This window comes from Lelliottia nimipressuralis (assembly GCF_004115925.1).
GTDB lineage: Bacteria > Pseudomonadota > Gammaproteobacteria > Enterobacterales > Enterobacteriaceae > Enterobacter > Enterobacter nimipressuralis.
Window position 1 is genome coordinate 80366 of record NZ_SDDX01000010.1, and the last position, 14727, is coordinate 95092.

Sequence of the window (14727 nt, forward strand, 5' to 3'; positions counted from 1 at the left end):
GATTATTTCCCCATCCGCTCGCGGCTCAGACGCGCCAGCCATTCAGAAATCAGCAGCGACACCAGCGCCAGCACAATGGAGATAATGCACAGCCGTGCGGCAGCCCCTTCCCCGCCCGGCGTTTGAATCAGGGTGTACATCGCCGACGGAATGGTCCGCGTTTCGCCGGGGATGTTTGAAACAAAAGTAATGGTCGCGCCGAATTCACCCAGAGAACGGGCAAACGCCAGTACCGTACCGACGATAATTCCCGGCAACGTAAGGGGCAGCGTAATGGTGAAAAACACCCGCCAGCGCCCGGCACCGAGAGTACGCGCCGCCTGCTCCAGCTTGATGTCCACCCCTTCCAGCGCCAGGCGTATCGCACGCACCATCAGCGGGAAAGACATCACTGCCGCCGCCAGAACCGCGCCGCGCCAGCTAAAAGCAAACGTCAGGCCGAACCAGTCATACAGCCACTGGCCGATAAAACCGCGTCGCCCCATTGCGATCAGCAATAAATACCCGACCACCACCGGCGGCAACACGAGAGGAAGATGAAGCACACTGTCGAGCAGGGCTTTGCCCGGAAACTGGCAGCGAACCAGCAGCCAGGCAAAGAAGATCCCAAAAGGCAAACTAAAGGCAACTGCCAGGGAAGAGACTTTAAGGCTCAGCAGCACGGCCTGCCATTCAGGATCGGTCAATATCATTAGTGAGTCGTAAATCCGTAACGTTTAAAGATGGCAGACGCTTCAGGCCCTTTCAGATAGTCGTAAAAGGCGCTGACCGTCGCATTTTTATGTCCATCAACTATGGCGATCGGGTATTCCACTTTCTTGTGCGAATCTTCCGGGAAGGTCCCAACCACTTTCACACCTTTACCGGCAACCGCATCGGAACCGTAGACAATTCCCAGCGGCGCTTCGTTGCGCTCCACCAGCGCCAGGGCGCCGCGCACATCTTCAGCCGGAGCCAGTTTCGGCGATAATGTATCCCACGCACCCAGTTTTTGCAGCGCTTCTTTTGCGTAGATGCCTGCCGGAACGTGGTCCGGATCGCCCACCGCCAGACGCCCATCTTTCAGCAGGCTGGTCCAGTTAGTCTCTTTGTTGATAGTGAACTCGCCCTGCGCGCTGGCTTTTGGCGCGACCACTACCAGGCTGTTACCCAGCAGGGTTTCACGGGTGGCCGTATCGATCGATTTTTTCTCCACCGCGTAATCCATCCATTTCTGATCGGCAGAAATAAACAGATCCGCAGGCGCACCGGCTTCGATCTGGCGAGCCAGAGTGGAAGACGAGGCGAACGACGAAACCACATCGACGTTTTTCTCTTTTTTATACTGCGCCGCAATGTCCTGCATCGCGTTGGTCAGCGACGCCGCCGCAAAGACCGTGATTTTCCCTTCGTCAGCCAGTACCTGCCCGGCGACGGTAAGTGTCAGTGTTGCCCCTGCGAAAAGGCGTAACCATGTACGTGCCATTTGTAGCTCCTGTGAGTGTCGTTATATACAGACAAATATAACGATAACTGCAGGGATAACCTAGCGTTAAATCGTACCGTTTAAGGGGTAAACAAAGCTGATTCTGAAACTACTATCGGCGGGAGAGGCGGAAACTTGAGAGCAAAACGCCGGACTGGCCGGGCGTTTTGGGAGGAATTAATGCTGCTTTTTAGGCTGGTCTTTGTGACCGATGTTCGAAAAGACGTTGAACACTTCACCCAGGCCGTAGATGGCGCCGAGGATGATGGCCATCACTACGGGTACCATGATCACGGCGAATACCAGACTTTTCAACAACTCTAACATGGTTTTCTCCAGACACTGTGAATGGCGTATTCTACCCTGAAAAGTCAGAAAAACATCCCCTTTTGTGCGGTAGGCTTTGCGCTGTCGGGCAATTGGGTCACAATACGCTTTTTGCCAGGACACCGTCTATGCAGGCCGAAATTCTCCTTACCCTTCGACTTCAGCAGAAGCTTTTCGCCGATCCGCGACGTATTGCCCTGCTTAAACAGATAGAACAAACCGGTTCAATTAGCCAGGGCGCAAAGAATGCGGGCATTAGCTACAAAAGTGCCTGGGACGCCATCAATGAGATGAACAGCCTGAGCGAACAGACGCTGGTGGATCGGGCGACCGGCGGTAAGGGCGGCGGCGGCGCGATGCTAACCCGCTACGGCCAGCGCCTGATTCAGCTCTACGATCTGCTGGCCCAGATCCAGCAAAAAGCCTTCGACGTCCTGAGCGATGACGACGCGTTACCCCTCGACAGCCTGCTGGCCGCCATTTCCCGCTTCTCCCTGCAAACCAGCGCGCGAAACCAGTGGTTTGGCACCGTGACCGCACGCGATCGCGACCAGGTTCAGCAGCACGTGGATATTCTGCTGGCCGACGGCACGACGCGGCTCAAAGTGGCGATTACCGCGCAGAGCGGCGAACGACTGGGGCTGGACGAAGGCAAAGAGGTGCTGGTGTTGCTGAAAGCGCCGTGGGTGAATATCACGCTGGATGAAAAGCAGGCCCAAGACGACGATAACCAACTGCACGGAAAGATCAGCCACATTGCGCGCGGCGACGAACAGAGCGAAGTGCTTATGACCCTGCCCGATGGGCAAGTGCTGTGCGCCACGGTCCCGCTGGCCGAAGCAGAAGATTTATCGGAAGGTGCTGACGTCACCGCATATTTTAATGCTGACCGGGTGATTATCGCCACGTTGTGCTAAGTGCGTTGACAAACCTGCCGCCAGTGAGTATCCCTGATGCATATCGCTGCAAAAAATGGGATAAGTCATGTCATCATTGCAAATTTCGCAAGGCACGTTTCGTCTTAGCGACACACGAACCCTCTCACTGCCCGAACTCAACTTGCGCGCCGGCGAAAGCTGGGCGTTTGTCGGCACCAACGGCAGCGGCAAGTCCGCGCTGGCTCGCGCGCTTGCGGGTGAGCTCACCCTGCTTAAGGGCGAACGTCAGTGCAGTTTTACCCGCATCACGCGCCTCTCCTTCGAACAGCTGCAAAAACTGGTCAGCGACGAGTGGCAGCGCAATAACACCGATCTGCTCAGCCCAGGCGAAGAGGATACGGGCCGCACCACCGCAGAAATTATCCAGGACGAAAGAAAAGACGCTGCTCGCTGCCAGCAGCTGGCCGAACTATTCGGTATTACTGGCCTGCTGGAGCGACGCTTTAAGTACCTCTCGACGGGGGAAACGCGCAAAACTTTGCTTTGCCAGGCGCTGATGAACGAGCCGGATCTGTTGATCCTCGACGAGCCGTTCGACGGGCTGGATGTGCAATCCCGCGCGCAATTGGCCTCCCTGCTCGCGACGCTGAATCAGCAGGGCTATACCCTCGTGCTGGTTCTGAACCGTTTCGATGAGATCCCCGATTTTGTGCAGTACGCGGGCGTGCTGGTGGATTGTTGTCTGACAGAAACCGGCGAAAAAGAGGCGCTGCTTCAGCAGGCCCTGATCGCCCAGCTGGCGCACAGCGAAAAACTCGACGGCATTGCACTCCCCGAGCCAGACGCCCCTTCGGCGCGGCATTTGCTGGACAACCACCAGCCGCGCATCGAGCTGAAAAACGGTACCGTCTCTTATAACGATCGCCCAATCCTCGATCGACTGAGCTGGACGGTGAACCCCGGCGAGCACTGGCAAATCACCGGCCCCAACGGCGCGGGGAAATCCACGCTGCTGAGCCTGATTACCGGCGATCATCCCCAGGGTTACAGTAACGATCTGACGCTGTTTGGCCGTCGTCGCGGCAGCGGTGAAACCATCTGGGATATCAAAAAACACATCGGCTACGTCAGCAGCAGCCTGCACCTCGATTACCGCGTCAGCACCACGGTGCGAAACGTGATTTTGTCGGGATATTTCGACTCCATTGGTATCTATCAGGCGGTTTCTGACAAACAGCACAAGCTGGCACAGGAGTGGCTGGATATTCTGGGGATGGATAAACGCGTGGCGGATGCGCCGTTTCACAGTTTATCGTGGGGACAGCAGCGGCTGGCGCTGATCGTCCGCGCGCTGGTGAAGCACCCTACGGTGCTGATTCTGGATGAACCGCTGCAGGGTCTCGACCCGCTTAATCGCCAGCTGATACGCCGCTTTGTGGACGTTTTAATCAGCGAAGGCGAAACACAACTGCTGTTCGTTTCCCACCATGCGGAAGATGCGCCATCCTGTATCACCCACCGGCTGGAGTTTGTTCCTCACGGCGAGCAGTATCGCTATGAGTTAAGCCGCATTCGCTGATCGTTCTCTCAGAGGGGCGTGCCCCTCTTTTTCAGACAACCTGCAGTAATACATTGTTATCTCTTTGATTTATAATGGGCCATCTCATTACAAATTCGCGTGCGTGATTCAGTGTAACCGATTCCACTATTTTATCCCATGTCACACTTTTCACGTCTCTGTTATGCTATGGTTATTACATACCATAAGCCTAATGGAGCGAAATATGCGAGTTCTGGTAACGGGTGGTAGCGGTTACATTGGAAGTCATACCTGTGTGCAACTGCTGCAAAATGGCCATGATGTCATCATCCTCGACAACCTGTGCAACAGTAAGCGCAGCGTGCTGCCCGTCATTGAGCGCCTCGGCGGAAAACAGCCCACGTTTGTGGAAGGCGATATCCGCAACGAAGCGCTGATGACCGAAATCCTTCACGACCACGCCATTGATACGGTGATTCACTTCGCGGGCCTGAAAGCGGTCGGCGAATCCGTCGCTAAGCCTCTCGAATACTACGATAACAACGTGAACGGTACCCTGCGCCTGATCTCCGCGATGCGCGCTGCGAACGTGAAAAACTTTATCTTCAGCTCATCGGCCACCGTCTACGGCGACCAGCCTAAAATTCCTTACGTCGAGAGCTTCCCGACCGGCACGCCGCAAAGTCCGTACGGCAAAAGCAAGCTGATGGTGGAACAGATTCTGGCCGACCTGCAAAAAGCGCAGCCGGACTGGAGCATCGCTCTGCTACGTTATTTCAACCCGGTTGGCGCACATCCGTCAGGCGATATGGGCGAAGATCCGCAGGGCATCCCGAATAACCTGATGCCCTACATCGCGCAGGTGGCCGTGGGCCGCCGCGACTCGCTGGCAATTTTTGGCAACGACTACCCAACCGAAGATGGCACCGGGGTGCGCGACTATATTCACGTCATGGATCTGGCCGATGGTCACGTGGCGGCGATGCAGCAGCTGGCGAATAAACCCGGCGTGCATATTTACAACCTCGGTGCTGGCGTGGGCAGCAGCGTGCTGGACGTGGTTAACGCCTTCAGTAAAGCCTGCGGCAAACCGGTGGCGTATCACTTCGCGCCACGCCGCGATGGCGATCTTCCCGCGTACTGGGCAGATGCCTCCAAAGCCGACAAAGAGCTTAACTGGCGTGTCACGCGCACACTGGATGAAATGGCACAGGATACCTGGCACTGGCAGTCACGCCATCCCCAGGGCTATCCGGATTAAGGATCCGACATGACGCAATTCAACCCCGTCGATCATCCGCATCGGCGTTATAACCCGTTAACCGGGCAATGGATTTTGGTCTCTCCGCATCGTGCGAAGCGCCCATGGCAAGGCGCGCAAGAGACGCCGGCGAAACAGACGCTGCCTCAGCATGACCCGGACTGCTTCCTGTGTCCGGGGAATACCCGCGTCACCGGCGATAAAAATCCGGATTACCAGAGCACGTATGTGTTTACCAACGATTTTGCCGCCCTGATGACCGACACGCCGGATGCCCCGGAAAGTGACGATCCGCTGATGCGTTGCGAAAGCGCGCGCGGCACCAGCCGGGTGATCTGCTTCTCGCCGGACCACAGCAAAACGCTGCCGGAGCTGAGCCTCGGCGCCCTCACCGACGTGATCAACACCTGGCAACAGCAGACCGCCGAGCTGGGACAGGATTATCCGTGGGTGCAGGTTTTTGAAAACAAAGGGGCGGCGATGGGCTGCTCTAACCCGCATCCGCATGGCCAGGTGTGGGCGAACAGCTTCCTGCCGAATGAAGTTGAGCGCGAAGATCGTCTGCAAAAAGCTTATTACGATGAAAACCAGTCAGCGCTGCTGGCGGATTACGTTCAGCGCGAGATGGCTGATGGCAGCCGCACGGTCGTTGAAACCGAACACTGGCTCGCCGTAGTGCCATACTGGGCGGCGTGGCCGTTCGAGACGCTGCTGCTGCCAAAAGCCCACGTCCTGCGCATTACCGATTTGAGCGATGCCGAGCGTGACGATCTGGCCCTGGCGCTGAAAAAACTGACCAGTCGCTATGACAATCTGTTCCAGTGCTCTTTCCCCTATTCCATGGGCTGGCACGGCGCGCCGTTTAATGGCGAAGAGAATCAGCACTGGCAGTTACACGCCCATTTTTATCCGCCGCTACTGCGTTCCGCGACGGTGCGTAAATTTATGGTGGGCTATGAGATGCTGGCAGAAACCCAGCGCGATCTGACGGCAGAACAGGCGGCAGAACGTCTGCGCGCCGTCAGCGATGTCCACTACCGCGAATCAGGAGTCTAATAAATGAGTCTGAAAGATAAAACACAATCCCTGTTTGCTGAAAAATTCGGCTACCCTGCCACCCACGCGATACAGGCTCCTGGCCGCGTCAATCTGATTGGTGAGCACACCGACTATAACGATGGTTTCGTTCTGCCTTGTGCGATCGATTATCAGACCGTTATCAGCTGCGCCAAACGCGACGACCGCAACGTGCGGGTGATTGCCGCCGATTACGACAATCAGATCGACGAGTTTTCCCTTGATGCGCCGATTGTGGCTCATGATACCCAGCAGTGGTCAAACTACGTGCGCGGGGTGGTTAAACACCTGCAAAAGCGCAATAAAAACTTCGGCGGCGCGGATCTGGTGATCACCGGTAATGTTCCGCAAGGTGCTGGCCTGAGTTCCTCTGCCTCTCTGGAAGTGGCGGTCGGCACCGTATTCCAGCAACTTTATCATCTGCCGCTGGACGGGGCGCAAATCGCCCTCAACGGCCAGGAAGCGGAAAACCAGTTCGTCGGCTGTAACTGCGGGATTATGGACCAGCTAATTTCTGCGCTCGGTAAAAAAGAACATGCCCTGCTGATTGATTGCCGCACGCTGGGCACCAAAGCCGTCTCCCTGCCGAAAGGCGCGGCGGTGGTGATTATCAACAGTAATTTCAAACGCACGCTGGTCGGCAGTGAGTACAACACCCGCCGCGAGCAGTGTGAAACCGGTGCGCGCTTCTTCCAGCAGCCTAAACTGCGCGATGTTTCGTTAAACGAATTCAATAAAGTGGCGCACGAACTGGACCCGGTCGTGGCCAAACGCGTGCGTCACGTTCTGACCGAAAACGCCCGTACCGTGGAAGCAGCTTCTGCGCTGGAGAAAGGCGATCTGAAACGCATCGGCGAACTGATGGCGGAATCCCACGCCTCCATGCGCGATGATTTCGAGATCACGGTTCCGCAAATTGATACGCTGGTTGAGATCGTGAAAGCGACCATCGGCGAGAAAGGCGGCGTGCGCATGACCGGCGGCGGTTTTGGTGGCTGCATTGTGGCGCTGATTCCGGAAGAGCTGGTTCCCGCCGTTCAGGATGCCGTGGCAAAACAGTATGAAGCCAAAACCGGTATTAAAGAGACTTTCTATGTGTGCAAAGCAACCCAAGGAGCTGGACAGTGCTAAATGAAACGCCAACCCTCGCCCCTGACGGTCTGCCGTATCGCCTGCTGACCCTGCGTAACAGCGGAGGAATGGTGGTGACGGTGATGGACTGGGGCGCGACGCTACTCTCTGCCCGTGTACCCATGCCAGACGGCAGCGTGCGCGAGACCCTGCTCGGCTGCGCATCGCCGGAACAGTACGTCAACCAGGCGGCTTATCTGGGTGCCTCTGTCGGACGCTACGCTAACCGCATCGCCAAAAGCCGCTTCGTTCTGGACGGCAAAACCTATTCCTTAGTGCCAAGCCAGGGCGAGAATCAGCTTCACGGCGGCACGGAAGGTTTTGATAAACGCCGCTGGCGTATCGTGCAGCAGAATGACAGCGAAGTGCTGTTTGCGCTGGAATCCGCCGACGGCGATCAGGGCTTCCCCGGCAATCTTTCTGCCTCTGCCCTCTTCCGCCTGACGGACGATAACCGTATCAGTATTGAATACCGTGCGACGGTCGACCAGCCTTGTCCGGTCAATTTGACCAACCACGCCTATTTCAATCTCGACGGCGATCAGACGGATGTACGCAATCACAAATTGCAGATCCTGGCCGATGCGTATTTACCGGTCGATGCGATGGGAATTCCTCTTGAAGGACTGAAGTCCGTAGAGGGCACCAGCTTTGATTTCCGCAGCGCGAAAACTGTCGCAACGGATTTTCTGAGCGACGACCATCAGCGCAACGTGAAAGGCTATGACCACGCATTCCTGCTGCAGGCGAAGGGAGATGCTACCCAGCCTGCCGCTCAGGTGTGGTCCGCCGACGAAAAGCTGCAGATGACGGTGTATACCAGCGCTCCCGCCCTGCAATTCTATTCCGGGAACTACCTCGGCGGTACGCCTGCGCGCGAACAGGGTGATTACCACGACTGGCAGGGTATGGCGCTTGAAAGTGAGTTTCTGCCGGACAGCCCTAACCATGCCGAGTGGCCGCAGCCTGACTGCATTCTGCGTCCGGGCCAGGAATATGTGAGCGAGACCGTTTATCAGTTTATCGCTCGCTAACGATATTGGGTGGCGCGTTGTTTCCCCGGCCACCCGAACGACAACCCGCCAGGCCCTCATGCTGAGGGCTTTTTTTGTCCGTCTTGCTGAAAATAGCGTCGATCGCAGACAAAATCATAACCCTCAATTCACAAGCATCTTACACTGGGCCACTATTTTCGCTATGGTTAGGGTTAAGCGTTGCCGCCTGAGCGATCACGGCAATATAATGAGAATTGTTATCATTCAATAAGCTTAAGGAGTGCAATATGGCTGTAACTAAGCTGGTCCTGGTGCGCCACGGCGAAAGCCAGTGGAACAACGAAAACCGCTTCACTGGTTGGTATGATGTTGATCTGTCTGAGAAAGGCGTAAGCGAAGCAAAAGCTGCAGGTAAACTGCTGAAAGATGAAGGCTTCAGCTTTGATTTTGCTTATACCTCTGTGCTGAAACGTGCCATCCACACTCTGTGGAACGTGCTGGACGAACTGGATCAGGCCTGGCTGCCGGTTGAGAAATCCTGGAAGCTGAACGAGCGTCATTACGGTGCGCTGCAAGGGCTGAACAAAGCTGAAACCGCTGAAAAATACGGTGACGAGCAGGTTAAGCAGTGGCGTCGTGGTTTTGCGGTAACCCCACCAGAGCTGACCAAAGACGATGAGCGTTATCCGGGCCACGATCCGCGTTACGCGAAACTGACTGATGCTGAGCTGCCACAGACCGAAAGCCTGGCGCTGACCATCGATCGCGTTGTGCCTTACTGGAACGACACCATTCTGCCGCGTATTAAAAGCGGTGAGCGCGTCATCGTTGCCGCTCACGGTAACTCTCTGCGTGCGCTGGTGAAATACCTGGATAAGATGGGCGAAGACGAAATTCTTGAACTGAACATCCCAACGGGCGTACCGCTGGTGTATGAGTTCGATGAGAACTTCAACCCAATCAAACGTTACTATCTGGGTAACGCTGACGAAATCGCAGCGAAAGCGGCGGCGGTAGCGAACCAGGGTAAAGCGAAGTAATGATTCGCCAGATATAAAAAAAGCGTGGAGCAATCCACGCTTTTTTATTGGGTTAAGAAGGATTAACCGCGACGCGCTTTAACCGCGTTTGCCAGCTGGCGCAGGATCGCGTCCGTATCTTCCCAGCCGATGCAGGCGTCAGTGACACTCTTCCCGTAGACCAGCGGCTCGCCGCTCTCCAGGCTCTGATTTCCTTCCACCAGGTGGCTTTCAATCATCACGCCGATCACCGCTTTCTCGCCGTTAGCCAGTTGCTGGCAAACGTCCGCGCCCACTTCCATCTGCTTTTTGAACTGCTTGCTGGAGTTGGCATGGCTGAAATCGATCATCACATTCGGTGACAGCCCCGCTTTTTCGAGGCCCGATTTCACTTCTGCGACGTGTTTTGCGCTGTAGTTAGGCTCTTTACCGCCACGCAGAATGATATGGCAGTCGCCGTTCCCGCTGGTGTTGACGATAGCTGAGTGGCCCCATTTGGTGACCGACAGGAAACAGTGCGGCGCACCGGCGGCGTTGATGGCGTCGATTGCCACTTTCATGGTGCCATCGGTACCGTTTTTGAAACCGACCGGGCACGAGAGACCCGACGCCAGTTCGCGGTGAACCTGAGATTCCGTGGTACGCGCACCAATCGCGCCCCAGCTCATCAGGTCGGCCAGATATTGCGGGGTGATCATGTCCAGGAACTCGCCTGCGGCCGGTAATCCGCTGTCGTTAATTTCCAGCAGCAGTTTGCGCGCGATGCGCAGCCCGTCGTTGATCTGGAAGCTGTTATCCATGTGCGGATCGTTAATTAGCCCTTTCCAGCCCACCGTGGTGCGTGGTTTTTCAAAATAGACGCGCATGACGATTTCCAGCTCGCCTTGCAGCTCTTCGCGCAGGGTTAGCAGGCGCGCAGCGTACTCTTTTGCCGCCGCAGGATCGTGAATGGAACAAGGGCCAATCACCACCAGCAGGCGATCGTCGTTACCTTTCAGGATTTTATGGATCGCTTTGCGGGCATGAGAAACCGTGTTGGCGGCATTTTGCGTGGCGGGAAATTTTTCAAGGAGCGCTACAGGGGGTAATAACTCATTGATCTCTTTAATGCGTAAATCGTCGTTCTGATAATTCATGATCGTTCCGGCTCTGACATATTTTTAGTAATGAATGCAATCCTTTCAATCTAACTTGTCAGCCTGGAAGTGTAAACGGGCTTTTACACTTCGCACGGATAATTCCTGGAATTACCCTAAAAAACGCGACAAAGTAGCGAATAACGAGATCTGCCCTAAACTTTTTAAATGTAACCACTCTGTTTATGCATTTAAACGTGATTCCATCCTGACATAAGTTCAGATAATGGAATCTTTGACCACTCAGCGATTGATTTCGCGGATGCACTGTTGGAAGAAGTTATCCAGCAAATAACGACCAGAACAGGAGCAGCATGATGAAAATGACTAAACTGGCAACCCTTTTCCTGACAGCAACCCTGACCATGGCGAGCGGCGCAGCGCTTGCAGCAGATTCTACGGGTTCCGATAATAATGGCCAGGCGAACGCTGCAGCTGCAGCAGGCCAGGTCGCGCCGGACGCCAAACAGAACGTGGCGCCAAACAATGTTGATAACAGTAATATCAACACGGGCAGCGGAACCAGCGGCGGTACCATGCTGCACCCGAACGGGACCGACTCGGGCACCATGAACCATGACGGGATGACCAAGGACGAAATTCACAAAAACTCGATGTGTAAAGACGGGAAATGTCCGGACATCAACAAGAAAGTTGAAACCGGCAACGGGATCAACAACGATGTCGATACCAAAACCGATGGCACAACGCAGTAATACGAGTCGGATCGGATAAATGAAGGAGAGCGAAGGCTCTCCTTTCTTTTTTGTGCAAAATGTTAAAAAATCTACACTTAGAATGATTACTCATCAGGACAGAGTTCATGGCGCACACGCATTCGCATTCACACTCTCCAGGGGACGAAAACGCTAAACGTCTGATGCTGGCTTTCGGCGTCACGGCCACGTTTATGGTTATCGAGGTTATCGGCGGGCTGATTTCTGGCTCTCTGGCATTACTGGCGGATGCGGGCCATATGCTCACGGATGCCGCTGCGCTGCTGTTTGCGCTGATTGCCGTGCAGTTTTCCCGCCGTCCACCTAACGCGCGCCATACCTTCGGCTGGCTGCGTCTCACGACTCTCGCCGCTTTCGTCAATGCCATTGCGCTGGTGGTGATCACGATTTTGATTGTCTGGGAGGCGTTCCAGCGCTTCCGCGATCCGCAGCCTGTCGCCGGAACGACGATGATGGTGATTGCCGTGGCAGGGCTGCTGGCCAATGTCCTCGCCTTCTGGATTTTGCATCGCGGTAGCGCAGAGAAAAACCTCAACGTCCGCGCGGCCGCGTTACACGTGCTGGGCGATCTGCTGGGCTCGGTCGGGGCGATTGTGGCGGCACTGGTGATTATCTCCACCGGCTGGACACCGATCGACCCCATCTTGTCGGTGCTGGTCTCCTGTCTGGTGCTGCGCAGTGCATGGGGATTGTTACGCGAGAGTGTGAACGAACTGCTGGAGGGTGCGCCCGTTTCGCTGGATATTTCGGCGCTGAAGCGCAAGCTGTGCCGGGATATTCCGGAAGTGCGCGATGTTCATCATGTGCATGTCTGGCTGGTGGGCGAGAAACCGGTGATGACCCTGCATGTCCAGGTGATCCCTCCGCACGACCACGACGCACTTCTGGGCCGCATTCAGCACTTCCTGGAGCACCACTACGAGATTTCGCACGCCACTATTCAGATGGAGTATCAGACCTGTAGTGGGCCGGACTGCCATCTCAATGAGACGCAGCCCGACCATTCACACCATCACCACCATTAACTGGACAGTGCGCGGGAGCCACGCTGACGCGCGCTGTTAATCCACATCCGGCTGCCGTTCAGGGCGATAAACGTGAGGAGCAGATATTCCAGCGACATGGCGTAGACGCCCTGCAACGCGAAGATCACAACGCTTATCACGTTAATGATGACCCACAGCAGCCAGTTCTCGACGTATTTACGCGTCATCAGAATCATCGCCGCGATCGACAGCACCATCATGCAGGAATCCCAGAACGGGAACGCATCGGGCTGCAGTTCAGGCATAGTGACGTTTAATCCCAGGCTGGACATCACCGACACTGCCACGCGCGTCAGGAATCCAAATACCGGATTGATGTAGACCGTCATCAGGCCAATGGCGACGATACAGGCCGCGAGCCAGGCGATGGCTTTTGGCAGAGGTAGCCAGCGAATCTGTAGCTCCGCTTCCTGAGCGCTGTTTTGCCGCGACCATGCATACCAGCCGTAGATATTCGCGGCGAAGAAAAAGAGCTGCAACAGCAGGCTGGCATAGAGCTGGATCTGGAAAAAGATAATCGCGAACAGCGTGACGTTAATCAGGCCGAAGGCGTAGTTGCTGATCTTCTCCAGACTTGCGAGCCAAATGCAGAGCAGCCCCGCCAGGGTGCCGATAGCTTCAATCCATGACAGGTCGTAGCCGCCCGCCCCGATTGGTATATGAACCAGGATATTCTGCGTGCTAAAAAAATCCATCTTTTCCCCAGAGCGTACTGATACGCGTTATCTCATCTCAGGAGCGTAGTGTAGCCGCAAAATCGAGCATACGGTTAAGAGGAATTAACGCCCCCTCACGCAACGCAGCGTCCACATGGATCTCATGTGCCGCTCCGCCTGACTCCAGACCTTCAGCAATCGCCTTAAGACCATTCATCGCCATCCACGGGCAATGCGCGCAGCTGCGGCACGTGGCGCCTTCTCCGGCTGTTGGGGCTTCGAACAGCTCTTTGTCCGGAACCGCCTGCTGCATTTTATAAAAGATGCCGCGATCGGTGGCGACGATCAGCTTCTGCTGCGGCAGAGTTTTCGCGGCGTTGATCAGCTGGCTGGTGGACCCCACCGCATCAGCCATATCGACTACCGACTGAGGTGACTCCGGGTGGACAAGGATCGCGGCGTCAGGATAGAGGGCTTTCATGCGTGCCAGCGCCTGGGTTTTAAATTCGTCGTGCACAATACACGCACCCTGCCAGCACAACACATCCGCGCCAGTTTGCTTCTGCACGTAGTCGCCCAGATGTTTATCCGGTGCCCAGATGATCTTCTGCCCGAGACTATCCAGATGCTCAATGAGTTCAACGGCGATACTGGAGGTGACCACCCAGTCTGCACGCGCTTTGACAGCGGCGGAGGTGTTGGCGTAAACAACGACGGTTCTGTCCGGATGGGCATCGCAAAACGCGCTGAATTCGTCGATCGGACAGCCTAAATCCAGAGAACACTCCGCATTGAGCGTAGGCATCAGAATGGTTTTTTCCGGGCTGAGGATCTTTGCCGTCTCGCCCATAAAGCGAACGCCAGCCACCAGCAGCGTCGAGGCTGGATGTTTCGCACCAAAGCGCGCCATTTCAAGAGAATCGGAGATACAACCGCCTGTCTCTTCGGCCAGTTGCTGGATTTCGGGATCGGTGTAGTAATGTGCGACCATTACCGCATCCCGCTCCTTCAGCAGGCGCTTTATTTTTTCACGGTAGAACTGTTTTTCGTCCCGGTTTAAAGGCACGGGCTTGGGCGGGAAAGGATAGATTGCGGCTTCAGGATCAAACATCACGCTCATCATTGCTTCTCGTTTTACTGGCTTAACAATAATGTCTCTCTTTTGCGTTATGAACGAAAGATACGACAATTGTGTTTTGTATACTAAACAAGATAGCGCGTTGAAGGAAAAAAGTCACAATATTTGGAAAGCAAAAAGGCGCCTTTAGGGCGCCTTTCTACATTGGTGGGTCGTGCAGGATGACTCGTTTCGCTCGCCCTTCGGGCCGTCGCCGCAGGCGGCTCCGGTGTCTCACTGCGTTCGACCCGAACCTGCAGCAGGCTCTCATCCTGCCGAATCGCGCATATCAAAATCCTGCCGAATCGCACATAGCAAAAAGGCGCCTTTAGGGCGCCTTTC

Annotated in this window: 15 protein-coding genes and 1 other RNA gene; 9 read left to right on the plus strand and 7 right to left on the minus strand. The window is 55.5% G+C overall.

The genetic code is table 11. The features are described from left to right. Positions 1 to 2 precede the first annotated feature (2 nt). From modB to ETG88_RS10035, 3 genes are all read right to left on the minus strand, one after another. Entirely contained in the window at positions 3 to 692 is a 690-nt protein-coding gene (modB, locus tag ETG88_RS10025; RefSeq protein WP_100777149.1) for a molybdate ABC transporter permease subunit, read from the minus strand. After that, the gene (modA, locus tag ETG88_RS10030) at positions 692 to 1465 is read right to left on the minus strand and encodes a molybdate ABC transporter substrate-binding protein (RefSeq protein ID WP_100777150.1); all 774 of its coding nucleotides are present in this window, start codon (positions 1463 to 1465) and stop codon (positions 692 to 694) included. Before modA ends, modB begins: the two co-directional genes overlap by 1 nt. 177 nt (positions 1466 to 1642) lie before the next feature. Then, the gene (locus tag ETG88_RS10035; protein WP_072241805.1) at positions 1643 to 1792 is read right to left on the minus strand and encodes an AcrZ family multidrug efflux pump-associated protein; all 150 of its coding nucleotides are present in this window, start codon (positions 1790 to 1792) and stop codon (positions 1643 to 1645) included. Positions 1793 to 1920: 128 nt separating this feature from the next. Here ETG88_RS10035 and modE point away from each other — a divergent pair, with 128 nt between their 5' ends. The 7 genes from modE to gpmA all read left to right on the plus strand — a co-directional run bounded on the left by modE (position 1921) and on the right by gpmA (position 9714). Then, on the plus strand, positions 1921 to 2709 hold the full coding sequence (modE, locus tag ETG88_RS10040; RefSeq protein ID WP_129035336.1) for a molybdenum-dependent transcriptional regulator: 789 nt from the start codon (positions 1921 to 1923) through the stop codon (positions 2707 to 2709). 67 nt (positions 2710 to 2776) lie between these two features. Then, a complete protein-coding gene (gene modF / locus ETG88_RS10045) occupies positions 2777 to 4249 on the plus strand; it encodes a molybdate ABC transporter ATP-binding protein ModF (protein ID WP_129035337.1) in 1473 nt (490 codons plus the stop codon). Positions 4250 to 4454: 205 nt separating this feature from the next. Next, positions 4455 to 5471 (plus strand): UDP-glucose 4-epimerase GalE, encoded by a 1017-nt coding sequence (galE, locus tag ETG88_RS10050; RefSeq protein WP_100777153.1) that lies wholly within the window; start codon positions 4455 to 4457, stop codon positions 5469 to 5471. Between the two features lie 9 nt (positions 5472 to 5480). Next, entirely contained in the window at positions 5481 to 6527 is a 1047-nt protein-coding gene (gene galT / locus ETG88_RS10055) for a galactose-1-phosphate uridylyltransferase (protein ID WP_100777154.1), read from the plus strand. A 3-nt stretch (positions 6528 to 6530) separates the two neighbouring features. Continuing rightward, positions 6531 to 7679, plus strand: a complete 1149-nt coding sequence (galK, locus tag ETG88_RS10060; RefSeq protein ID WP_123429247.1) for a galactokinase — start codon at positions 6531 to 6533, stop codon at positions 7677 to 7679. After that, the gene (gene galM / locus ETG88_RS10065) at positions 7673 to 8713 is read left to right on the plus strand and encodes a galactose-1-epimerase (protein WP_129035338.1); all 1041 of its coding nucleotides are present in this window, start codon (positions 7673 to 7675) and stop codon (positions 8711 to 8713) included. Before galK ends, galM begins: the two co-directional genes overlap by 7 nt. A 248-nt stretch (positions 8714 to 8961) precedes the next feature. After that, the gene (gene gpmA, locus ETG88_RS10070) at positions 8962 to 9714 is read left to right on the plus strand and encodes a 2,3-diphosphoglycerate-dependent phosphoglycerate mutase (protein WP_102105244.1); all 753 of its coding nucleotides are present in this window, start codon (positions 8962 to 8964) and stop codon (positions 9712 to 9714) included. 62 nt (positions 9715 to 9776) lie between these two features. On the opposite strand, the gene aroG is transcribed toward gpmA, so the two are convergent. Continuing rightward, positions 9777 to 10829: a 3-deoxy-7-phosphoheptulonate synthase AroG gene (gene aroG, locus ETG88_RS10075; RefSeq protein ID WP_102105245.1), complete on the minus strand. Its 1053-nt coding sequence runs from the start codon at positions 10827 to 10829 to the stop codon at positions 9777 to 9779. Positions 10830 to 11146: 317 nt separating this feature from the next. Between aroG and ETG88_RS10080 the strand changes: the two genes are divergently transcribed. Together ETG88_RS10080 and zitB are read left to right on the plus strand one after the other, a co-directional pair. Continuing rightward, positions 11147 to 11545 (plus strand): YbgS-like family protein, encoded by a 399-nt coding sequence (locus tag ETG88_RS10080; protein ID WP_100777159.1) that lies wholly within the window; start codon positions 11147 to 11149, stop codon positions 11543 to 11545. 107 nt (positions 11546 to 11652) lie between these two features. Beyond that, positions 11653 to 12591 carry a CDF family zinc transporter ZitB gene (gene zitB / locus ETG88_RS10085; RefSeq protein ID WP_102105247.1) on the plus strand — a complete coding sequence of 313 codons (939 nt, stop codon included), beginning with the start codon at positions 11653 to 11655 and terminating at the stop codon, positions 12589 to 12591. Here the strand turns inward: zitB and pnuC are convergent. The 3 genes from pnuC to ETG88_RS10100 all read right to left on the minus strand — a co-directional run bounded on the left by pnuC (position 12588) and on the right by ETG88_RS10100 (position 14676). Then, positions 12588 to 13307 carry a nicotinamide riboside transporter PnuC gene (gene pnuC / locus ETG88_RS10090; RefSeq protein WP_129035339.1) on the minus strand — a complete coding sequence of 240 codons (720 nt, stop codon included), beginning with the start codon at positions 13305 to 13307 and terminating at the stop codon, positions 12588 to 12590. The genes zitB and pnuC overlap by 4 nt on opposite strands. Positions 13308 to 13344: 37 nt before the next feature. Then, complete coding sequence (nadA, locus tag ETG88_RS10095; RefSeq protein WP_129035343.1) at positions 13345 to 14388, minus strand: quinolinate synthase NadA; 1044 nt, start codon at positions 14386 to 14388, stop codon at positions 13345 to 13347. Positions 14389 to 14551: 163 nt separating this feature from the next. Then, positions 14552 to 14676: non-coding RNA, RtT sRNA (locus tag ETG88_RS10100), on the minus strand. Between the last annotated feature and the right edge of the window lie 51 nt (positions 14677 to 14727).